Here is a 20,887-nt window from a genome sequence, read left to right on the forward strand (position 1 = left end):
GGACGGGCGCGACACACCGCCGGTCCGTACCGACTGATCACAGGGCGAACACCGCAGGAGGGTCCCCCCGAATGAGCGACGACACTTATCTGAGCCTGAACGGCATTCACAAGCGGTTCGAGAACACCGTGGTGCTGCACGACATTCATCTGCAGGTCAGGCGCGGCGAAATGCTGTGCTTTCTCGGCCCTTCGGGCTGCGGCAAGACCACGCTGCTGCGCATCATCGCCGGGCTCGAAGCGCAGACGCACGGCACGCTGTCGCAAAACGGACGCGACATTTCGACGTTGCCGCCCATGCGGCGCGACTACGGCATCGTCTTCCAGTCGTATGCGCTGTTCCCGAATCTGAGCGTGGCGCAAAACGTCGCCTACGGCCTCACGAACCGCCGCGTGCCGCGCGCCGAGCGCGACCGGCGCGTGGCCGAACTGCTCGCGATGGTCGGCCTGCCCGATGCGGGCGGCAGGTTTCCCGGTCAGCTCTCCGGCGGCCAGCAGCAGCGCGTTGCCATTGCACGCGCGCTGGCCACCTCGCCCGGCCTGCTGCTGCTCGACGAACCTCTGTCCGCGCTCGACGCGCGCGTGCGCGTGCGCCTGCGCGGCGAGATCCGCGCGCTGCAGCAGCGCCTTGGCATCACGACGATTCTCGTCACGCACGATCAGGAGGAGGCGCTGTCGATGGCCGACCGCATCGTGGTGATGAATCAGGGCGTGATCGAGCAGGTCGGCACGCCGGGCGAGATTTACCAGCGCCCTGCCACGCCGTTCGTCGCCGACTTCGTCGGCAAGACGAACATCCTGCCCGCGCGCCTGGGCAATGCCGGGCGCGTACACGTCGGCCGGTACGAGCTCACCTGCGGCACGCTCAACGGCTGCCGCACCGGCGAGGACATTCGCGTCTTCTTCCGTCCGGAGGACGTGCGCGTGCGTGATCTCGACGAGCTCGACGACGACGCCAACGTCTTCGATGGCGCCGTCGAGAAGATCGAATTCCTCGGCGCGTTCTCGCGCGTGACGCTGCGCATGCAGGCGTGCGAGCACCCGCTCTACGCCGATCTCTCGCCTGCGGACATGCAGGCCCTGCAACCGGCCGCCGGCGGCGCCCTGCGCTTTGCCGTGCCAAGCGCCGCCGTGCGCGTCTTCCGCCAGGGGTGAAGCCGAGATGAGTTCCGTACCTTCGACACTGCGCAGTGCGCCACCCGTGCACGCGGGTCCGACCGGCGAGGCGGGGAGCCAGTCGTTGCCCTCATCACTCCCATCGGTCTCATCGGTCTCGCCGGTCCCGGCCCTGCGCCCCGTGCGACTGGCCTCGCACTGGACGGACCGGCTCGCGCAGGCCCTGCTACTGGCGGCGGCCGCCGCCGGCGTGCTGTTCCTGCTCGCGCCGATGGCGGCGATTCTGGTCAAGAGCGTGCAAGACGGCGACGGCCGGTTCGTGGGCCTGCAGCACTTTCGCGAGTACTTCCACTCGCCCGCGCTGCTCGGCTCGATCTGGAACAGCGTCTGGATTTCGGCGGTGACGACCTGCCTCACCGTGCCGCTCGCGTTCATCTTCGCATACGCGCTCACGCGCAGCTGCATTCGCGGCAAGACACTGCTGCGCAACATCGCGCTCATTCCGATTCTCGGCCCGACGCTGCTGCCCGCGATCTCGTTCATCTTCTGGTTCGGCAACCAGGGGCTGCTGCGCCCGTTCATGGGCGACATCGACATCTACGGCCCGCCGGGCATCGTGATGTCGCTGGTGAACGCCACGTTCCCGCACGCACTGATGATCCTCATCACCGCGCTCTCGCTCACCGACGCGCGACTGTACGAAGCCGCCGACGCGCTCGGCACGCCCATGCTGCGGCGCTTTTTCACCATCACGCTGCCCGGCGCCAAGTACGGCGTGATCAGCGCGGCGATGATCGTGTTCACCTACGCGATTTCGGACTTCGGCATTCCGAAGGTCATCGGCGGCGACTTCAACGTGCTCGCCACCGACATTTACAAGCTGGTCATCGGGCAGCAGGACTTCTCCAAGGGCGCCGTTGTCGGGCTCGTGCTGCTCGTGCCCGTGGGCATCACCTATGTCGTGGACGCCATGGTGCAGCGCAAGCAGCAGGCGCTGCTCTCGGCGCGCGCCGTGCCTTACGCGCCGAAGCCCTCGCGCGGCTTCGACTGGCTGATGGCGGTGCTGTGCTGGAGCATGGCCGCGATCATGCTCGCCATTCTCGGCATGGCGGTGTACGCGTCGTTCGTGAAGTTCTGGCCGTACAACTTCAGCCTCTCGCTCGGCCACTATCGCTTCGGGCTCGTGGAGAGCGGCGCGCTCGACTCGTACCTCAACAGCGTGCAGATGGCGTTCTGGTGCGCCGTGTGGGGCACCGCGGCGATCTTCGTCATCGCCTACCTGCTCGAGAAGACGCGCGGCATGACCTGGCTGCGCGGCTTCATCCGCATGATGGCCGTGTTGCCGATGGGCGTGCCGGGTCTCGTGCTCGGCCTCGGCTACATCTTTTTCTTCGTGTCCGAGGCGAACCCGCTGCACGGCCTCTACGGCACGCTCGCGATCCTCGTGATCGTCAACGTGGTGCACTACTACTCGTCGAGCCACCTCACGGCGCTCACCGCGCTCAAGCAGATCGATCCGGAGTTCGAATACGTCTCGGCCTCGCTCAAGGTGCCCTTCTACCGCACCTTCTGGCGCGTGTCGGCGCCAATCTGCCTGCCGTCCATCATCGACATCAGCCGCTACCTGTTCGTGAACGCGATGACGACAGTCTCCGCCGTGGTGTTCCTCTACTCGGCCGACACGTCGCTCGCCTCGGTGGCCATCGTGAACATGGACGAGACCGGCTCCATCGGTCCCGCGGCGGCAATGGCCACGCTGGTGGTGCTCACCTCGGTGCTGGTCTGCCTGCTCTATCACGGCATTCAGCAGGTGGTGGAGCGCTACACGCAGGCGTGGCGCCGGCCGACGGCGAGCACGCCGAACGCGTCGGGCGGCGCGCCCGCCTCCGGATCTCACGTATGAAGCCGGCGCGCGGCGCGGTGTCCACGGGCCCTCGCCCGCCATGTTCGCGAATGTCGACGGTGCGGTTACTTCTCTCGCTTGTTTCCCCGCTTGATAGGAGGCGGTCATGATTCTCGGTCAGGAACCGATTCTGCTCACCCCCGGCCCGCTCACCACGTCGCCGGCCACCCGTCAGGCCATGCTGCGCGACTGGGGCTCGTGGGACGCCCAGTTCAATCGCATCACGGCTTCGCTGTGCCGCGATCTGGTGGACATCGTGCATGGCGGCGAGGACTACGTGTGCGTGCCGCTGCAAGGCTCGGGCACGTTCTCCGTCGAGGCGGCCATCGGCACGCTCACGCCGCGGGGCGCGCGCATTCTCGTGCCGGATAACGGTGCGTACTGCCAGCGCATTCTGAAGATCTGCCGCTATCTCGGGCGCGACGCCGTCGCGCTTGCCATTGCCGAAGACCAGACGGCCACGGCCGCCGCCGTCGAGGACGCGCTCACGCGCGACCCGTCGATCACGCACGTCGCGCAAGTGCATCTGGAGACGGGCGCCGGCCTGCTCAATCCGCTCGCCGATATCGCGCGCGTCTGCCAGAAGTACGGCAAGGGGCTGATCGTGGACGCGATGAGTTCGTTCGGCGCGGTGGAGATCGACGTGCGCACGATGCCGTTCGACGCGCTCATCGCCGCGAGCGGCAAGTGCCTCGAAGGCGTGCCCGGCATGGGCTTCGTGATCGCGAAGAAGTCCGTGCTCGAAGCGAGCGCCGGCAACAGTCACTCGCTGGCGATGGACCTGCACGACCAGTACGTCTACATGCAGAAGACGACGCAATGGCGCTTCACACCGCCCACGCACGTGGTGGCTGCGCTGCGTGCGGCGGTCGACCAGTTTCTCGCGCAAGGCGGCCAGCCGGTGCGCGGCGAGCGCTATCGGCGCAATTGCAGGACGTTGATCGAGGGTATGGCGTCGCTGGGTTTCCGGCCGTTTCTTGCGCCCGAAGTGCAGGCGCCCGTGATCGTGACGTTCCACGCGCCGGCCGACAGCAAGTACGACTTCAAGGCGTTCTACGCCGCCGTGCGCGATCGCGGCTACATCCTGTATCCGGGCAAGCTCACGCAGATCGAGACGTTTCGCGTGGGCTGCATCGGCGCCATCGACGAGAACGAAATGCGCAATGTCGTGACCGCGATCGGGCAAGCGCTGGCTGCGCTGGGCATCCGGCAGGTGGCGCCGCTCACGCGGGCGGCATGATCGGCGTGATGGGCGTGATGGGCGTGATGGGCGGGATGGGCGGGATGGGCGGGATGGGCGCGGCGGGCGAGACTCGCACACGCGGCCGCCCTCCGGTAAGCTCCGAGGTATCGCGCGTGCATGCGCGCCCCGCGGAGACCGTCCCTCATGCCATCACCGAAAGCCGCCGGTGCGGCGCCCCCGGCTAAACGCGCCCCGGCCCGCAAACGCAGCAGCGAATCGCCCGACATCCGCTTCAAGCGCGCCTATGACGCCCCCGAGCCCGACGACGGTCAGCGCGTGCTGGCCGATCGCCTCTGGCCGCGGGGTCTCGCCAAGGCGAAGGCACACATCGACTTCTGGGCCAAGGACGTCACTCCGAGCACGCCGCTGCGCCAGTGGTTCCACCAGCATCCCGACGAGTTCGACGCGTTTCGCAAGCAGTACCTCGACGAACTCGCCGCGCTCGACGCCGGGCACAACGCCACGCTCGGCGAGCTCCGGGCGCGCCTGGCCGATGGCCGCGTCACGCTGCTCACGGCCGCGCACCGTCTCGAAGACGACGCCACGCACACGCACCTCGAGGTGCTGCGCGACTTCCTCGCGGGGCATTGACGCCCCTGCTGCGGCGGACTTTGCCGCCACATTGCCGATGTTTTGCCAGGAACAACGCGGTATCGTGGCGCGACACGGCATTCCGCTCGTCGAAACGCCCCGACGCGCGGCGGGCGCCGCGCCAACCCGCATGGCGCCGGCCCGCGCGCAAGGACGGCGACGCACTGCGGCGAATTTGCTATAACGCAGCTTCAGCGCCGGCGCCGTCCCGGAGGTCGGTCACGTTTTCGCCGTAGACCCCATTTGCGCGGCGCACGCCGATACCGCCTGCCGTGCCGTGCTTCGAATGCTTACCTGGTTGCCGCTCCCGGCAACGCCACGCCTCATGCTCGTTCCACTGATCGTTGCCTGCGCGCTGTTCATGGAAAACATGGACTCGACCGTGTTGTCCACTTCGTTGCCATTGATCGCGCGCGATCTCGGCGAGAGCCCGATCACGCTCAAGCTGGCACTCACGACCTATCTCATCAGCCTCGCCGTGTTCATTCCGGTGAGCGGCTGGATCGCCGACCGCTTCGGCACACGAAACGTGTTTCGCACCGCCATCGGCGTGTTCGTGCTCGGCTCGATCTGCTGCGGCATCTCGACCAGCCTGCCCGAGCTCGTGATCGCGCGCTTCGTGCAGGGCATGGGCGGCGCCATGATGGTGCCCGTCGGGCGACTCGCGCTGCTCAAGTCGGTCGAGAAGCGCGACATGGTGCGCGCGCTCAACTATCTGACGATTCCGGCGCTCGTCGGGCCGGTGCTCGGCCCGCCGCTCGGCGGCTTCATCACCACATACTGGCACTGGCGCTGGATCTTCTTCATCAACATTCCGATCGGTGTGCTCGGTTTCGTGCTCGCCACACGGTACATCCCCGATCTGTACGAGAACGATGTGCCGCCGCTCGACGTGAAGGGCTTCGTGCTGTCGGGCCTCGGGCTGTCGATCCTGCTGCTGGGTCTGTCCACGATCGGCCGTCACCTGATTCCCACGCCGCTGGCGCTCGGGCTCGTCGCCATCGGCGCGGCGCTGATCTGGACGTATCTGCGCCATGCCAGGGGTCTCGCGCATCCGCTGCTGCGACTCGACCTGTTCCGCATTCCCACGTTTCGTGCGGGCGTGGCCGGCGGCACGCTGTTTCGCATCGGCGTGGGCGCCACGCCGTTTCTGTTGCCGCTGATGCTGCAGCTCGGCTTCGGCATGACGCCCATGGAGTCCGGCGCACTGACCTTCATTTCGGCGGCAGGCGCCATGTTCATGAAGACGCTTTCGCTGCGAATTCTGCAGCGCTGGGGCTTCCGGCGAGTGCTGATGACCAACGCCGTGATCGCCGCGGCCACCCTTGGCGGTTACGGGTTGTTTACCGGCCACACGCCGCACCTCGTCATTCTCGGCACGCTGCTCTTCGGCGGTTGCTTCCGCTCGCTGCAGTTCACGAGTCTCAACGCCATTTCCTATGCCGACGTGCCCGCACATCGCATGAGCCAGGCGACCAGTCTTGCGAGCGTGGCGCAGCAAGTCTCGCTCACCCTGGGCATCACGATCGGCGCGGCGGTGCTGCAGACGTCGTCGTATCTGCATGGCCGCGACCACGTCACGCACGCCGACTTCCCATGGGCGTTCCTCGCCGTTGGCCTGATCGCCGTCAGCTCGACGGCCTCGATCGCGCGGCTTGCCCGCGACGCCGGCAGCGAACTCGCCCAGCGAAGCTGACGTCTCGCTCGCCGCGGCCTCTCTCCTCTGTCCAACGACAACGCCCGGGACATCGTGCCCCGGGCGTTGTCGTTCGTGTCCGTGCGCGCGTGTGCGCGCAGGCCTTGCGGCTCAGCGGAAGATCACCGTCTTGTGGCCGTTGAGCAAAATGCGGTGCTCGGCGTGGTAGCGCACGGCGCGCGCGAGCGCCACGCATTCCACGTCGCGACCGATGGCGGTCAGCTGCTCCGGGTCCATCGTGTGGTCCACGCGCTCGACTTCCTGCTCGATGATCGGGCCTTCGTCGAGATCCGAGGTGACGTAGTGCGCCGTGGCCCCGATCAGCTTCACACCGCGATCGAACGCCTGGTAGTACGGCTTCGCGCCCTTGAAGCTCGGCAGGAACGAATGGTGGATGTTGATCGCGCGGCCCGCGAGCTTCTTGCACAGATCGGCCGAGAGCACCTGCATGTAGCGGGCGAGCACGACCAGATCGACGTGGTTGTCCTGGACGAGTTCGTAGACCTTCGCCTCCTGCGCGGCCTTCGATTCCGGCGTCGCGTTCATCAGCGGCAGATGATGGAACGGAATGTTGTAGCTGGCCGCGAGCTGGTAGAAATCCTTGTGGTTCGAGACGATCGCCGGGATTTCGATGTTGAGCTGACCGGTCTTGTAGCGGAACAGCAGATCGTTCAGGCAATGGCCGATCTTCGAGACCATGAGCAAGACGCGCGGCTTGATGGCGGCGTCCACCAGTTCCCACTGCATCTCGTACTGCTCGGCGAGCGGCGCGAACTCGCGCTGCAGCGTAGCCAGATCGGTCTGGCCGGGTAGTTGCTGGAAATGCACGCGCATGAAAAAGCCGCCCGTGAAGCGATCGTTGAACTGCGCCGAGTCGAGAATGTTGCCGCCACGCTCGACCAGGAAACCGGCCACCGCGTGGACGATGCCGGGACGGTCCGGACAGGACAACTTCAGAATGTAGCTATTTTCGATCGGTGCCATGATTGCTCCTGGGCAAAGGCTTGCAATGTCGTTGCAGTGTTGAAATTCATGTTCGTGGCCGCGCGGCGTTCGAGCGCGCGCGGCGCACGGGTATCGGTCATTCGTCGGCCGGCTTGAACAGCGCTTCGATGCCGGCGCACTCGCTCGCGCGGATCGCGCCTTCGCGCAGCAGGAAGTCGAGGCTCGCGAGGCTCGCGTCGACAGTCATCTTGCCGCGTGCGATCACGTCGCGCACGTGACCTGCCGCGCACAGCCAGTGCGCACTCGCCTCGCCGTCCTGATTCTCGGGCACGAAGCCGGGCGGCAGCGCGAGATCGTAGACGAAAATCTGCTCCGACTGCACGCCCTGCGGAATCTCCGCCAGAATGTGCAGCGTGCGGCCCGGACGCGCCTCGCTGGCGAGAAACGCCGGAATGCCGGCTTCTTCCCAACATTCCTTGACGAGCGTGTCGCCCACGCCGATGCCGTTGCCGATGCCGCCGGCCGCGGCGTTGTCGAGACAGCCGGGATCGGTCGCCTTGAGCACGCTGCGGCGCGCAATCCACAGCTTCGGGGCTTCGCCGATGAAGCGGGCCGGCACGTAGCCGTTCACATGCACGGCGAACGTGCGCGTACCGAAGAATCGCGAGGCGGCCCGCTCGATCCAGGCGAGCGGCGTGTCGTAGAGCCGCTGGCGAATGGCATACCGCTCGTTGCGCCAGCCCGTGATGCGCCCCTGCGCGGCCAGCGCTTCGATGACCGGGGCGAGCGCTGCCGTCCGGGCCTCGCATGTGTCGTGGCGCGGGTGAATGCGCACGGCAAGCGAGCTGATCTCGAACACGTCGGGCCAGTCGCGCAGCGACGCCACGTCGCTTCGGCGAATCCATCCATAACGCTGCGAGCCGATCACGAGCGGCAAATGCGCCGTGTCGTCGAAGCGGCGCGCCGCCGCAATACAAGCAAAAGACATACGTCAGAGACCGGACGCGCTCCTCGGTGAAGACGCGCGAAATCGAAGCAAAAGCGGCATTTTACAGAAGCGGCGGGGACTCCGCCCGTCTCGGGCGTCGGTGCTGCGCGGCGCAGACCGTCGCCGGCGCCCAGCGGTGTGGTGCGGCGCCCGGTGGTGTCCGGTGGCGTCCGGTGGCCCGCACAGCACCGTCCCCGCCCTCGAATGCCCGCACGGGCCTCGCCCTTCGCATTTACGGGCCGACGCCTTTGCGCGCTGGCGCGGCTCAAGCCTTCACCCGCTCGCCCTTCGGGTCGTACAGCGCACGCAGCTGCACGCGCGCCGCGAGGCGTTCGCCCGCGAGCTCGACTTCATAGCGTCCCGATTCGACGTAGTCGGCCGTGACCGTGCCGTGCGGGTTCGTCAGAAATGCCAGCCCGATGGGCGCATCGATCGTGTGACCGTATGCCGCCGAGGAAACGAACCCCACCGGCTTGCCGTCGCGCAGCACTGCCTCGCCGCCCCACAGCATCTTGTCGCGCGCGCCGTCGAGCGCCACGCTCACCAGCCGGCGCCGCACGCCGTTCGCCCTGGCGTGCTCGACGGCGGTGCGCCCCACGAACGGCACGTCGCCGCCCAGCTTGCAGGCGAACGCGAGGCCGGCCTCCACGGGGTTTGTGTCCGGCGTGAGCTCGCGGCCCCACGCGCGATAGCCCTTCTCGATGCGCAGCGAGTCGATGGCGTAGTAGCCCGCGTCCTTCAGGCCGAGCGCCGCGCCGGCCGCGTGCAGCGTCTCGTAGACGCCCACGGCGAACTCCACCGGCACGTAGAGCTCCCAGCCGAGCTCGCCCACGTAGGTGAGGCGCGTGGCGCGCACGGTCGCATAGCCGAGGTCGATCTCGCGGCTCGCGCCGAACGGGAAAGCGTCGTTGGAGAAATCCGCCCGGGAGACTCGCTGGAGCAGCGCCCGCGAGTTCGGGCCCATGACGGCGAGCACCGCATACTGGCCGGTGACGTCGACGACGGTGCAGCGCGGATCGCCCGGCAAGCCGGCGATGCGCCGCTCCAGATAGTCCATGTCGCGCGTGGTCTGGGCCGAGCCGGTGACCATCAGGTACTGGTCCGGCGCAAGGCGCGTGAGCGTGAAATCCGACTCGTAGCCGCCGCGCTCGTTGAGCATCGCGGTGTAGACGGTGCGCCCGGGCGGCACGGCCACGTCATTCGCGCACAAGGTCTGCAACACGGCCTCGGCGTCCCGGCCCTTGATGAGCAGCTTCGAGAACGAGCTCATGTCGAACAGCGCCACGGCCTCGCGACACGCGCGGTGCTCCGCGCCGCTCCAGGCGTGCCAGTTCTGCTGGCCGAAGCTGTATGCGATCTTCGCCTCGGCCGGCGACGGCGCGAAGAAGTTCGGCCGCTCCCAGCCCATCTTGCTCCCGAAGCACGCGCCTTTCGCAAGCAGCGCCGCGTACAGCGGCGAGCGACGAAACGGCCGCGCCGTGTCCAGTTCGCGATTCGGCCATGGCATGGCGTAATGCAGGCCGAGCGTTTCCTTCACGCGATCGTGCAGCCAGGTGTCGTTGCCGTTGAAGCCCGCAAAGCGCCGGATGTCCACCGGCCAGAGGTCCATCGTCGGCTCGCCGGCGACGATCCACTCGGCGAGCGCCATGCCCGCGCCGCCGGCCGAAGCGATGCCCATCGAGTTGAAGCCCGCGCCGACGTAGAAGTTGCGCAGCTCGGGCGCCTCGCCGAGGATGAAGTTGTTGTCCGGCGTGAATGACTCCGGACCGTTGTAGAACTGCCGGATCTGTGCGGTCTGCAGCGCGGGCACGCGAATGAGCGCGTTCTCCATGAGGATTTCGAACTGGTCCCAGTCGTCGGGCAGCAACTGGAATTCGAAATGCTCCGGAATGCCGTCCATGCCCCAAGGCTTGGCGTCGGGCTCGAAGCCGCCCATCACGAGACCGCCGACCTCCTCCTTGAAATAGATGTAGCCGTCCGGATCGCGCATGACCGGCAAATCGGGATGCACGCCGGCGATGCGCTCGGTCACGATGTAATAGTGCTCGGCCGAATGCAGCGGCACGCTCACGCCGCACAGCCGGCCCACCGCCTTGGCCCACTGCCCCGCGCAATTGACGACGATCTCGGCGTCGATGCGCCCGCTCTCGCCGTCCTTGTTGCGCCACGAGACACCCGTCGCGGTGCGGATGCCGTTTGGCGACGCCGTGTGAATTTCCGTGATGCGCGTGTTCTCGGCAATGCGCACGCCGCGGCTTCGCGCGCCGCGCGCGAGCGCCTGCGTGAGATCGGTCGGGTTCGCCTTGCCGTCGCCCGGCAGCCACACCGCGCCCACGAGATCGTCGGTGCGCATCACGGGCCAGAGCTCGCCCGCCTCGCGCGGCGAAATCACGTCGCACTGCACGCCATAGGCGCGCGCGACGGCAGCCGTGCGCTTGAGCTGCGTCATCCGCTCGGCCGTGCGTGCAACCGACAGCGAGCCGCATGGCTTCCAGCCGGTGCCGAGCCCGGTCTCCGCTTCGAGTTCGCCATAGAGCCGGGTCGAATAGCGGATGAGCTTCGTCATGCTTTCCTGTGAGCGCAATTGCCCGACGAGCCCGGCAGCGTGCCAGGTCGTGCCGCAGGACAGTTGCCCCTGTTCCAGCAGGACAGCGTCCGTCCAGCCGAGCTTGGCGAGGTGGTACGCGACCGAACATCCGACGATGCCGCCGCCAACGATGACGACGCGGGCGTGGGTGGGCAAGGCTGCAGTCATGAGCGGGCTCCGGAAAAGGCTCGCACCGGCCGACGCCGGGCAATGTGTCGTGGGCGATGACGTGAGATTACGCAAATCGCCCCATCATTGCAATAATTTGCAACATTACAACACATATTGCCACAGAAACGTGGGGAGGAAGGGCGGATATAGCGACTGACATATGGCCGTCACGAAACCCGGGCCATGCACCGCCATGCCCTCCCCGGAGACGCGGTGCGAGCTTCGTGCGACTCATGGCGCAATGGCCGCCGCGCCATCGCCATCGCCATCGCCATCGCCATCGCCATCGCCATCGCCATCCCCATCCCCATCCCCGCCGGCGAGCCAGCGAAGTCGCGTCGCTCAACCCTTTCCCGGCGACGTGAGCACGGCCACCAGACGGTCGCCGGCTTCCGCGAGAGCGCCGTCGTTGGAGACGACGGTGAGCGGCACGCCGTCGGGCGGCGTCCACGCGACGCGATGCGTCACGCGCTTGTGCAGCGCGTCGCCGGTTTCGCGGCCGCGTCGGGCCAGGCGCAATGCCCGCACCTGCGGATCGACGCGGACTTCCACGAGATGCAGCCGCTCGCCGTAACGGCGCACGGCCCGCCCGAGAAAGGCACGCGAGCCGTTCACGACCACGTTCGCACCGGCCGCCATCCACGCGTCGATCTCCACACCGACGCCGTACCGGCAATCGTGGCTCTCCCAGTCGAGCGCGAAGCAGCCCAGCGCTCGCCGCTGTGCGAACTCCGCATGCGTGAGCGCGATGTGGTTCTCGCCGTGCGCGGGCGCTCGCGTGATGTAGCGGTGCGCGAACAGCACGGGCGGCGTGCCGCGCGCCGCCGTGTCGAGCCGCTCGCGCGCGTAGGCGAGCAACGAGTCCTTGCCCGCGCCGGACGGCCCCATCACATAGAAGAGATGCGCTTTCGTCATGCCGCCTCCCCGAGGGTGAATCGCTCGTGAAGCATGAACGGCTCGCCGGGCGCCGGCTGGACGAAGATCGCGATCGCCTCGACGCGCATCGCACCGAGCGCCTGCGCGCGCGGCTGCCACCAGTCGATCATCGCCGAAGCGTCCGCCGCGTAGACACGGTCCGATAGCGTGACGTGAAAACGGAATTCGTCGAGCACGTGCGGATAGCCCCACCGCGCAAGCAATTCGCGCTGGCGCGATGAAAGCCGCTGCGCTTGCCGGCGTTCGCATTCGGCCTCGGTCAGCGGGGCGCGCAACGCGTCGAACGCGCGCACGCAGTCGGCCGCCAGCGATTGCATCGCCGCGCCGGCCGGATCGTTCGCTTTCGGGCGCAACGCGACGAAGCCGGGGCGCTTGCCGCACCCGGTGTCGATGAGGTCCGCCTGCACGGGCAGATCGAAAGCCGCGTGGCGTGCCGCCACACGGGCCGCTGTCGTGAAAAGCGCGTCGACGCGCGCGTCCGGTGTCAGGCGCATTGGCGCCTTGAGCGTGGCGTGCAAGCCGTAGCGGCGCGGCTCGCCCGTCAGGTCGCGGAGCGCGCGGGAAAGGCCGGGAACGTGCGGACAAGCGAGTTGGCGGCCGGTGATGGCGTCGCGGCCCAGCCAGCGGCTGCCTTCGTTCCACCAGCACGAGCCGGGCGGCGGCGCGTAGTAGACGGCAAAGCGCGCCACGGCGAGGTCGAGATCGGGCAGCGGTTGGCGGCGGGGCGCGACCGTCATGCCGTCTCCCCATGCACGACGAGTTGCATGCGGTCGGCCGGGAAGTAGGCGATACCGTACTTGATCGGCTTGCCCGCTTCGTCCACGTCCGTGCTCTCCACGCTCAGCACGGGCTGCTGGCGATTGATACCGAGATGACGCGCGATCTGCGCATCGGGCAGCCGCGCGCCGATGCGGCTCTCCCGGCGCGTATAGTCGGTCACGCCGAAGCTCGCAAGCGTTTCGCTGATGCTCGGGTGCTGCGCGAAAGCGTCGGGGAAGTCGGGAAAGCGCGCCGCCGGAAACCAGTTCTCGCTGTAGGCGAGCGGCAATTCGACGCCCTGCGCATCGAGACTGCGGCGCGCGAGCTCGACACGATAGACCGGCGAGCCGGCGCGCAGCCCCAGCGCCTGCGCCACATGGGCCTCGGCTTTGCGCTTGTGCGCCGAAACGATCTGCTGCGCCGTCTTGAGATTGTGCTGCGAGAGATTTTCGGTAAAGCGCGTGCGGCGGCCGATCACGTAGCCGATGGCGCCCGCCTGCACGAACGTGCCGCGCCCGTGCTCCACGCTCACGAGCCCCTGCTGCGCGAGTCCGAGAATCGCGCGCCGCACGGTGTGACGATTCACGCCGAAGCGCTGTGCGAGCTCGGTCTCGCTGGGCAGGCGATCGTCCGGCGCCCCCTCGCCATACCGGCGCTGACCGATTTCCGCGGCGAGAATCTGCGCGATCTGCCGCCAGACGGCCACACCGCCGCCGCGTTCGAGTTGTGCTGTCATCAAATTGACACCCGGCAAAGTTGTAATGGGTTCGCGTGCATTACCCCTCCGATGTCTCGATGATCATACACACGTCTATACGACTAGACAATCATGCCAAACACAAATTCCGGCACGACAGGCAACGAGAGCGCCGCCGCGCCGCCAGCGCGCGCGCGCTGGCTCGCGCTGCTTGCCCGCGCCACCCGCGATGAGCTGGACGGCGCCATTGCGCGCTGCGCCGGCGCTCCCGGATTCGTCTGGTTGCGCGCGCCGCAGACTGGCCTCGTACTCGTGCAGGGCCGCGTGGGCGGCTGCGGCGATCGCTTCAATCTGGGCGAAGCGACGGTGACGCGCTGCACCCTGCGCCAGCCCGACGGCGTGGTGGGCACCGGTTACGTGCTCGGGCGCGATGCCGAACGCGCCGAGCGCGTGGCGCGGCTCGACGCCCTCATGCAGATGCCCGTCTATCACGACACGCTCGCCGCCGGCCCGCTCAGGGCGATCGCGCAGCGGCTGGCTGCCGCGGCGGCGCAACACGAAGCCGACGCGGCCGCGAGCCGTGTCGAATTCTTCACGATGGCTCGGGAGGCCTGAATGCTGATGGCATCGATGCCTGACTGGTCGCAACTCCAGCCCGGTTTTGCCGACCCGGTTCACGACGCGCAAGGCGTCTTTCGCGCCGTGCTCGACGCGCTCGCCCGGCCCGGGCAACTGCGCAGCGTGGGCAGCCGGCTCGCGCCCAGCGCCGAGGCAAGCGTTGCCGCGCGCGCCACGCTGCTCGCCCTGGCGGACGCCACCACGTCCGTCTGGCTGCAATCGTCGCTGCCGGAAGTCGCCAGCGCGTTGCGCTTTCACACGGGTGCGCCCCTGCTGAGCGGCGAAGCGGAACTGGCCAACGCGCAGTTCGCGCTGCTCACGGACCCCGCGCGCTGCCCCGCGCTCGAGCGGTTTGCGTTCGGCACGGCCGAGTCGCCCGAGCATGCCGCCACGCTCATCGTCGACGTTCCCACGCTGCACGCAGGTCACGGTGGACATGGTGGACATGGTGGACATGACGGACATGACGGACATGCGGGGCCGGCAAGTCGCGCAGCGCTTCGTTTGCGCCTGCGCGGCCCGGGCATTGCCACGCATTCGGACGTCACGGTCGGCGGTCTCGACGCGGCGTTCTGGCGCGCGCGCGCTGCCCTTGCCCCGCGCTTTCCCGCCGGACTCGATCTGCTGGTCACCGCCGGCGACACCGTGCTCGGCCTGCCGCGCACAACCCATGTGGAGGTCTGCTGATGTACGTCGCGGTCAAGGGTGGCGAGCGTGCCATCGAACAGTCCTGGAACCTGCTCGCCCGCGCACGGCGTGGCGACACGCGCGTGCCCGAGCTCACCGTCACGCAGATCCGCGAGCAGATGCGCCTTGCAGTCGCGCGCGTGATGAGCGAAGGCGCGCTGTACGACGAAACGCTCGCGGCGCTGGCTATCAAGCAGGCCGCCGGCGATCTCGTCGAAGCGATCTTTCTGCTGCGCGCGTATCGCACGACGCTGCCGCGTCTGGGCACGGCGCTGCCCATCGACACGGTCGCCATGCGCCTGTCGCGGCGCATCTGCGCAACGTTCAAGGACGTACCCGGCGGACAGACCCTGGGGGCCACGTATGACTACACGCAGCGGCTGCTCGACTTCGCGCTGCTCGCACAAGACAATGCGCGCGACGACGCACCGCTCGCCTCCGATGCGGCCTCGCCCGCGAATACCGACGCGTCGGCGCCGGACGCACGGACTGCACCCGCGGCATTCGCCGTACCGCCCATCGACCGCACGCCGCGTGTGACCGACATTCTGGCGCGCGACGGCCTGCTCGAGCGGCCGCCCGCCGACGACACGGACCCCGAACCGCATGACCTCGTGCATTCGCCGCTGTTCACGCCGGCACCTCGCACCGCGCGTCTGCAGAACCTCGCGCGCGGCGACGAAGGCTTCCTGCTCGCGCTCGGCTATTCGACGCAGCGCGGCTACGGCAACGACCACCCGTTCGCCGGCGAAATCCGCATCGGACAGGTCGCGGTCGAAATCGTGCCGGAAGAGCTCGGCTTTGCCATCGACATTGGCGAGATCACCGTGACCGAATGCCAGATGGTCGCGCAGTTCGGCGGCAATCAGCACGTGGCGCCACAGTTCACGCAAGGTTACGGCCTTGCGTTCGGTGACAACGAGCGCAAGGCAATGGCGATGTCGCTCGTCGAGCGCGCGTTGCGCACGCAGGAGCTGGGCGACGCTGTCACCTCGCCCGCGCAGCAGCAGGAGTTCGTTCTCTATCACAGCGACAACGTGGAAGCCTCGGGCTTCGTGCAGCACCTGAAGCTGCCGCACTACGTCGACTTCCAGGCGGAGCTGGCGCTGGTGCGTCGGCTGCGCGCCGAGCACGCCGCCAAACATGGCGCCGCCCATGCGCACGACATCACCGCTTCGGCCGCTTCAGTCGCTTCGGCCGCTCCAGTCGCGCCGGACACCGATCAGAACAAGGAGGCCGCATGAGCGATGCCGCCATTTCGCGCGAGCGCGCATCGCCCCGCCCGGCGGCCGGCGACGCCGTCGAGGGTTACAACTTCGCGTTTCTCGACGAGCAGACCAAACGCATGATCCGCCGCAGTCTGCTCAAGGCCGTGGCGATTCCCGGATACCAGGTGCCGTTCGGCAGCCGCGAGATGCCGCTGCCCTACGGCTGGGGCACGGGCGGCATTCAGGTGAGCGCGGCCGTGATCGGCAGGCGCGACACGCTCAAGGTCATCGACCAGGGCGCGGACGACACGACCAACGCCGTGAACATTCGCCGCTTCTTCGCGCGCACGGCTGGCGTCGCCACGACCACGAGGACGTCCGAGGCCACCGTGATTCAGACCCGTCACCGCATTCCGGAGACGCCGCTGCGCGAAGGCCAGATCATGGTCTATCAGGTGCCGATGCCCGAGCCGCTGTTCCGTCTCGAGCCGCGTATTGCCGAGTCGCGCAAGCTGCACGCGCTCGGCGAATACGGCCTCATGCGCGTGCGCCTGTACGAGGACATCGTGCGGCACGGCGCGATCGCCACGACTTACGACTATCCGGTGATCGTCAACGGACGCTATCTCGCGTCGCCCTCGCCGATTCCGAAATTCGACAATCCCAAGCTGCATATGAACCCGGCGCTGCAACTCTTCGGTGCGGGACGCGAACGGCGTCTGTATGCGATTCCGCCATACACGCCGGTCGAGAGTCTCGACTTCGACGACCATCCGTTTGCCATTCAGAAGTGGGAAACCCACTGCGCGCTGTGCGGCGCGACGGACAGCTTCCTCGACGAAGTGATCACCGACGACGCGGGCACGCGCATGTACGTGTGCTCGGACAGCGACTATTGCGGCGGCCGCGCCGACGCGCCGGGCGCCGGAGAGAACGCATGAGCGCGCATCCGGATACCGCATTGCGCACTGCGCCGGCCGGGGACGCCCCGCTGCTTCGCGTGGCCGGCCTCGGCAAGCGCTACGGCCAGCGCACTGGTTGCGCGGACGTTTCGTTCGATCTGTGGCCGGGCGAAGTCATTTGCGTCGTGGGCGAGTCCGGCTCGGGCAAGTCGACGCTGCTCAACGCGCTCGCGCTGCGTCACGAGATCGATGCGGGCACGCTGCACTACCGCGGCGCCGACGGGGCGCAGCACGATCTGCGTGCGCTCGACGAAGCACAGAGGCGCCGCCTGCTGCGCACCGAATGGGGCTTCGTGGAACAGAACCCGCGCGACGGCTTACGCATGAACGTTTCGGCCGGCGGCAACATCGGCGACCGGCTGATGGCCGTGGGCGCACGCCACTTCGGCAACATTCGCGCGAAGGCACGGCACTGGATGGAGCAGGTCGAGCTCGACCCGGCGCGCGTGGACGACATGCCCGACACGTTCTCCGGCGGCATGCAGCAGCGCCTGCAGATCGCGCGCAACCTGGTGACCGAACCGCGTCTCGTGTTCATGGACGAGCCGACCGCCGGCCTCGACGTGTCGGTGCAGGCCCGCTTGCTCGATCTGCTGCGCTCGCTCGTCGAACGCCTTCATCTGGCAGCCATCATCGTCACGCACGATATCGGCGTGGCACGGCTCATTGCCCACCGCCTGATCGTGATGCAGGCCGGGCGCGTCGTCGAATCCGGGCTCACCGACCAGGTGCTCGACGACCCGCAACACCCCTACACGCAACTGCTGGTTTCCTCGGTACTGCCCGTATGAGCGCGACGACCTTTCCCCTCCCCCCCGGTCCGGGCCCGCTAGGGCACGCGTCGGTCTCGCTCGCCACGCGCGATCGCGACGTGATGCTGCGCGCCCAGGGCCTGCACAAGACCTTCTGTCTGCACGCGCAGGGCGGCGCGACGATTCCCGCGCTCGACGGCGTGGATCTGACGGTGCGGCGCGGCGAATGCGTGGCGCTCGTCGGCCCCTCCGGCGCCGGCAAGAGCACGCTGCTGCGCTGCCTCTACGGCAACTACCTGGTGGGCGCGGGACGCATCGAAATCCGGCACCGGGACGCCTCGCACGGCGATGGCGAGCGCTGGGTCGACCTGAGCACGGCCAGCGCGCGCGACGTGCTCGCCGTGCGCCGCACCACGCTCGGCTACGTCAGCCAGTTCCTGCGCGTGATTCCGCGCGTGAGCACGCTAGATATCGTGGCCGAGCCGCTGCGGCGTCTCGGTCACGCGCACGCCGACGCCGCCGGGCGCGCGCGCGAGCTGCTCGCCCGCCTGAACATCCCGGAGCGGCTGTGGGAGCTTGCGCCCGCCACCTTCTCGGGCGGCGAGCAGCAGCGCATCAACATCGCGCGCGGACTGATCGCCGCCGCCCCGGTGCTGTTGCTCGACGAGCCGACGGCGTCGCTCGATGCGCGCAATCGCGCCGTCGTGGCCGACCTGATTGCCGAAGCGCGTGCGGCGGGCAGCGCCATCGTCGGCATCTTCCACGACGAAGCGACGCGCGACGCGGTCGCCACACGCACGCTCGCCATGCGTGCGGCGCTTCGCAACGATCATTGATCCCCGGAGTCCGTCCATGCTCATCAAGAACGCCCGCATCGTCACGCCGCAGACCACCTTCACCGGTGTCGTGGAAGTGCGCGAGGGCCGCATTCGCTCTGTGGAGGAAGGCACGACGCAGGTGCCGGATGCCGTCGACTGGGAGGGCGACCATCTGCTGCCCGGTCTGGTCGAATTGCACACCGATAATCTGGAGAAGCACCTCGCACCTCGCCCGGGCGTGCTGTGGAACACGCATGCGGCATTTGCCATTCACGATGCGCAGGTCGCGGCCGCCGGCATTACCACGGTCTTCGATTCGCTCGTCATCGGCGAGCGCGACGCGAGCGGCCTGCGCAGCCGCCGCGTGCAGGACGAATGCGGGCAGGCCTTGCTCGAGACGGCGGCCGCCGGCCTGTTTCGCGCCGATCACTTTCTGCATCTGCGCTGCGAAGTCGCCACGCGCGACGCTGCCGATGCGTTCGTCGAGATGTGCGATCACCCGCTGCTGCGCCTGGTGTCGGTCATGGACCACACGCCGGGGCAGCGTCAGTGGCACGACCCGGCGCTGTACCGTCAGTATCACGAGCGCAACGGCAAGGTGTCGGACGAGACCTGGGAGAAGATGCTGGGCGAGCTCAAGGCGCAGCAGGCAGCGTTCGCCGGCCCGCATCGCCGCAGGATCGTGGAGATGAGCCGCGCACGCGGGCTGCCGCTGGCCAGCCACGACGACACGTCGCTCGAGCACGTGGAGGAGGCCGTGCGCGACGGCGTGACCCTATCCGAATTCCCGACGACGCTGGCCGCCGCACGCAGCGCGCACGCGCGCGCGATCGGGGTGATCATGGGCGCGCCGAACGTCGTGCGCGGCGGGTCCCACTCGGGTAACGTGGCAGCCGCGGACCTCGCCAGAGAGGGCGTGCTCGACATACTGTCGTCGGATTACGTGCCGTCGAGCCTGTTGCAGGCCGCGTTCGCGCTGCACACCGACATTGGCTGGTCGCTGTCGAAGGCAATGCGCACGGTGTCGTGGAATCCGGCCCGCTCCGCCGGTCTTGCGGACCGCGGCGGCATCGTGCCGGGCCTGCGTGCGGACCTGGTGCGCGTGACCGTGCGCCCCGGCATGCCCCCGGTGCCGCGCGCGACCTATGTGCTGGGCGCGCGTGTGGCTTGATGCGCTGGCGTGCAAAGCCATGACGCCGGTCCCGAGCGACCGGCGTTTTTTGGCGACCGCGCCATCGTGGCGTCAGATCACCATCTTTCGCACGCGCGCGGAGAACACGTCGATGCAAGTCACCACGACGATCATGATGAGCATCACGGCGCACGTCTGGGCGTACTGGAAGCTGCGAATCACTTCGTATAGCACCACGCCGATGCCGCCGGCGCCGACCATGCCGACGACGGACGCCGAGCGCACGTTCGATTCAAAACGGTACAGCGTGTAGGAAATCCACAGCGGCATGACCTGCGGCAGCACGCCGTACAGGATTTCGTCGATGGCGCGCGCGCCCGTGGCGCGCACACCCTCGACCGGACGCGGGTCGATCGCCTCGACGGCCTCGGCGAAGAGCTTCGAGAGCGTACCTGTCGTGTGCACCCACAGCGCGAGCACACCCGCGAACGGCCCCAGCCCAACGGCCACGATGAACAACATCGCGAACACCATTTCGTTGATCGCCCGGCAAGCGTCCATCACACGGCGCACCGGTTGATACACCCATGCGGGCACCATGTTCGACGCCGAGAGCAAGCCCATCGGGATCGAGCATGCCACGGCGAGCACCGTGCCCCACACCGCGATGTGGATGGTCACCATCATCTCGTGCACGTACACGCGCCAGTCACGGAAGTCGGGCGGAAAGAAGTCGTGCGCGAACTGGCTCATGTTGCCCGAGTCGCGAAGCAGATCGAGCGGGCGCATGTCCGCACCGCCCCACGACCATACCAGCACCAGAAAGAAAAGCCCCCAGCCCGTCAGAGACAGCCACGAGCGCTTGGGCGGCTCGCCCGGCAGACGGCCGGTCGCGCCGGGCGCGGCGCTTGCAGTGGAGGGTACGCTGGTGTTCATGTCGTTTGCCACAAGTCGGACCGGCCTGACCTCAACCGGCGAAAAATCGGACCGCAGCGGCAGCGGCGGGCCCTGCTGCCTGCCCGCCGCGCCCGGCCGGCGCGAAACGCCATCGCGTCATGCGCCGGCACGAACTGCGTCGT

At 68.0% G+C, this 20,887-nt stretch carries 19 protein-coding genes; 12 read left to right on the top strand and 7 right to left on the bottom strand.

The genetic code is table 11. The annotated features are described in order from the left end of the window. Positions 1-71: 71 nt before the first annotated feature. From CDN36_RS05455 to CDN36_RS05475, 5 genes are all read left to right on the top strand, one after another. Positions 72-1,154, top strand: coding sequence for a putative 2-aminoethylphosphonate ABC transporter ATP-binding protein (locus CDN36_RS05455; RefSeq protein ID WP_150553819.1), 1,083 nt, complete (start codon positions 72-74; stop codon positions 1,152-1,154). 7 nt (positions 1,155-1,161) lie between these two features. Then, positions 1,162-3,018: a putative 2-aminoethylphosphonate ABC transporter permease subunit gene (locus tag CDN36_RS05460; RefSeq protein WP_287496195.1), complete on the top strand. Its 1,857-nt coding sequence runs from the start codon at positions 1,162-1,164 to the stop codon at positions 3,016-3,018. 106 nt (positions 3,019-3,124) lie between these two features. Next, a complete protein-coding gene (locus tag CDN36_RS05465; RefSeq protein ID WP_287496196.1) occupies positions 3,125-4,258 on the top strand; it encodes a 2-aminoethylphosphonate--pyruvate transaminase in 1,134 nt (377 codons plus the stop codon). A 147-nt stretch (positions 4,259-4,405) separates the two neighbouring features. Beyond that, the gene (locus CDN36_RS05470; RefSeq protein WP_287496197.1) at positions 4,406-4,852 is read left to right on the top strand and encodes a DUF488 domain-containing protein; all 447 of its coding nucleotides are present in this window, start codon (positions 4,406-4,408) and stop codon (positions 4,850-4,852) included. 325 nt (positions 4,853-5,177) lie between these two features. Continuing rightward, the gene (locus CDN36_RS05475; RefSeq protein ID WP_287496198.1) at positions 5,178-6,548 is read left to right on the top strand and encodes an MFS transporter; all 1,371 of its coding nucleotides are present in this window, start codon (positions 5,178-5,180) and stop codon (positions 6,546-6,548) included. A 111-nt stretch (positions 6,549-6,659) separates the two neighbouring features. On the opposite strand, the gene purU is transcribed toward CDN36_RS05475, so the two are convergent. The 6 genes from purU to phnF all read right to left on the bottom strand — a co-directional run bounded on the left by purU (position 6,660) and on the right by phnF (position 13,670). Next, on the bottom strand, positions 6,660-7,532 hold the full coding sequence (purU, locus tag CDN36_RS05480; RefSeq protein ID WP_150553824.1) for a formyltetrahydrofolate deformylase: 873 nt from the start codon (positions 7,530-7,532) through the stop codon (positions 6,660-6,662). Between the two features lie 97 nt (positions 7,533-7,629). Next, positions 7,630-8,481: an NUDIX hydrolase gene (locus CDN36_RS05485; protein WP_150553825.1), complete on the bottom strand. Its 852-nt coding sequence runs from the start codon at positions 8,479-8,481 to the stop codon at positions 7,630-7,632. A gap of 265 nt (positions 8,482-8,746) precedes the next feature. Continuing rightward, positions 8,747-11,236, bottom strand: a complete 2,490-nt coding sequence (locus tag CDN36_RS05490) for a GcvT family protein (RefSeq protein ID WP_150553826.1) — start codon at positions 11,234-11,236, stop codon at positions 8,747-8,749. 345 nt (positions 11,237-11,581) lie between these two features. Then, a complete protein-coding gene (gene phnN / locus CDN36_RS05495) occupies positions 11,582-12,154 on the bottom strand; it encodes a phosphonate metabolism protein/1,5-bisphosphokinase (PRPP-forming) PhnN (RefSeq protein ID WP_287496199.1) in 573 nt (190 codons plus the stop codon). Further along, positions 12,151-12,912, bottom strand: a complete 762-nt coding sequence (locus CDN36_RS05500) for a DUF1045 domain-containing protein (RefSeq protein ID WP_287496200.1) — start codon at positions 12,910-12,912, stop codon at positions 12,151-12,153. Before CDN36_RS05500 ends, phnN begins: the two co-directional genes overlap by 4 nt. Then, positions 12,909-13,670 (bottom strand): phosphonate metabolism transcriptional regulator PhnF, encoded by a 762-nt coding sequence (gene phnF, locus CDN36_RS05505; RefSeq protein WP_150553829.1) that lies wholly within the window; start codon positions 13,668-13,670, stop codon positions 12,909-12,911. Before phnF ends, CDN36_RS05500 begins: the two co-directional genes overlap by 4 nt. Positions 13,671-13,763: 93 nt before the next feature. On the opposite strand from phnF, the gene phnG reads away from it, so the two are divergent. From phnG to CDN36_RS05540, 7 genes are all read left to right on the top strand, one after another. Then, positions 13,764-14,246 (top strand): phosphonate C-P lyase system protein PhnG, encoded by a 483-nt coding sequence (gene phnG / locus CDN36_RS05510; RefSeq protein WP_287496201.1) that lies wholly within the window; start codon positions 13,764-13,766, stop codon positions 14,244-14,246. A 6-nt stretch (positions 14,247-14,252) separates the two neighbouring features. Further along, positions 14,253-14,936, top strand: coding sequence for a phosphonate C-P lyase system protein PhnH (gene phnH, locus CDN36_RS05515; RefSeq protein ID WP_287496202.1), 684 nt, complete (start codon positions 14,253-14,255; stop codon positions 14,934-14,936). Further along, positions 14,936-16,180 carry a carbon-phosphorus lyase complex subunit gene (locus CDN36_RS05520; protein WP_287496203.1) on the top strand — a complete coding sequence of 415 codons (1,245 nt, stop codon included), beginning with the start codon at positions 14,936-14,938 and terminating at the stop codon, positions 16,178-16,180. Before phnH ends, CDN36_RS05520 begins: the two co-directional genes overlap by 1 nt. Further along, on the top strand, positions 16,177-17,085 hold the full coding sequence (locus CDN36_RS05525; RefSeq protein WP_150553833.1) for an alpha-D-ribose 1-methylphosphonate 5-phosphate C-P-lyase PhnJ: 909 nt from the start codon (positions 16,177-16,179) through the stop codon (positions 17,083-17,085). Before CDN36_RS05520 ends, CDN36_RS05525 begins: the two co-directional genes overlap by 4 nt. Continuing rightward, positions 17,082-17,897, top strand: a complete 816-nt coding sequence (gene phnK / locus CDN36_RS05530) for a phosphonate C-P lyase system protein PhnK (protein WP_287496204.1) — start codon at positions 17,082-17,084, stop codon at positions 17,895-17,897. Before CDN36_RS05525 ends, phnK begins: the two co-directional genes overlap by 4 nt. A gap of 83 nt (positions 17,898-17,980) precedes the next feature. Next, positions 17,981-18,694 (top strand): phosphonate C-P lyase system protein PhnL, encoded by a 714-nt coding sequence (phnL, locus tag CDN36_RS05535; protein ID WP_287496304.1) that lies wholly within the window; start codon positions 17,981-17,983, stop codon positions 18,692-18,694. Between the two features lie 16 nt (positions 18,695-18,710). Continuing rightward, positions 18,711-19,847, top strand: a complete 1,137-nt coding sequence (locus tag CDN36_RS05540) for an alpha-D-ribose 1-methylphosphonate 5-triphosphate diphosphatase (RefSeq protein WP_287496205.1) — start codon at positions 18,711-18,713, stop codon at positions 19,845-19,847. Positions 19,848-19,919: 72 nt separating this feature from the next. Here CDN36_RS05540 and phnE read toward each other — a convergent pair whose 3' ends face one another. Next, positions 19,920-20,744, bottom strand: a complete 825-nt coding sequence (gene phnE / locus CDN36_RS05545; RefSeq protein WP_150553837.1) for a phosphonate ABC transporter, permease protein PhnE — start codon at positions 20,742-20,744, stop codon at positions 19,920-19,922. Positions 20,745-20,887 lie beyond the last annotated feature (143 nt).

The sequence above is a fragment of the Pandoraea sp. CB10b_02 genome, assembly GCF_002216225.1.
Lineage (GTDB): Bacteria > Pseudomonadota > Gammaproteobacteria > Burkholderiales > Burkholderiaceae > Pandoraea > Pandoraea nosoerga.

Coding starts and splice junctions, on each gene's coding strand:
- CDN36_RS05455 (WP_150553819.1), top strand. CDS start 72: ATGAGCGACGACACTTATCTGAGCCTGAACGGCATTCACAAGCGGTTC.
- CDN36_RS05460 (WP_287496195.1), top strand. CDS start 1,162: ATGAGTTCCGTACCTTCGACACTGCGCAGTGCGCCACCCGTGCACGCG.
- CDN36_RS05465 (WP_287496196.1), top strand. CDS start 3,125: ATGATTCTCGGTCAGGAACCGATTCTGCTCACCCCCGGCCCGCTCACC.
- CDN36_RS05470 (WP_287496197.1), top strand. CDS start 4,406: ATGCCATCACCGAAAGCCGCCGGTGCGGCGCCCCCGGCTAAACGCGCC.
- CDN36_RS05475 (WP_287496198.1), top strand. CDS start 5,178: ATGCTCGTTCCACTGATCGTTGCCTGCGCGCTGTTCATGGAAAACATG.
- purU (WP_150553824.1), bottom strand. CDS start 7,532: ATGGCACCGATCGAAAATAGCTACATTCTGAAGTTGTCCTGTCCGGAC.
- CDN36_RS05485 (WP_150553825.1), bottom strand. CDS start 8,481: ATGTCTTTTGCTTGTATTGCGGCGGCGCGCCGCTTCGACGACACGGCG.
- CDN36_RS05490 (WP_150553826.1), bottom strand. CDS start 11,236: ATGACTGCAGCCTTGCCCACCCACGCCCGCGTCGTCATCGTTGGCGGC.
- phnN (WP_287496199.1), bottom strand. CDS start 12,154: ATGACGAAAGCGCATCTCTTCTATGTGATGGGGCCGTCCGGCGCGGGC.
- CDN36_RS05500 (WP_287496200.1), bottom strand. CDS start 12,912: ATGACGGTCGCGCCCCGCCGCCAACCGCTGCCCGATCTCGACCTCGCC.
- phnF (WP_150553829.1), bottom strand. CDS start 13,670: ATGACAGCACAACTCGAACGCGGCGGCGGTGTGGCCGTCTGGCGGCAG.
- phnG (WP_287496201.1), top strand. CDS start 13,764: ATGCCAAACACAAATTCCGGCACGACAGGCAACGAGAGCGCCGCCGCG.
- phnH (WP_287496202.1), top strand. CDS start 14,253: ATGGCATCGATGCCTGACTGGTCGCAACTCCAGCCCGGTTTTGCCGAC.
- CDN36_RS05520 (WP_287496203.1), top strand. CDS start 14,936: ATGTACGTCGCGGTCAAGGGTGGCGAGCGTGCCATCGAACAGTCCTGG.
- CDN36_RS05525 (WP_150553833.1), top strand. CDS start 16,177: ATGAGCGATGCCGCCATTTCGCGCGAGCGCGCATCGCCCCGCCCGGCG.
- phnK (WP_287496204.1), top strand. CDS start 17,082: ATGAGCGCGCATCCGGATACCGCATTGCGCACTGCGCCGGCCGGGGAC.
- phnL (WP_287496304.1), top strand. CDS start 17,981: ATGCTGCGCGCCCAGGGCCTGCACAAGACCTTCTGTCTGCACGCGCAG.
- CDN36_RS05540 (WP_287496205.1), top strand. CDS start 18,711: ATGCTCATCAAGAACGCCCGCATCGTCACGCCGCAGACCACCTTCACC.
- phnE (WP_150553837.1), bottom strand. CDS start 20,744: ATGAACACCAGCGTACCCTCCACTGCAAGCGCCGCGCCCGGCGCGACC.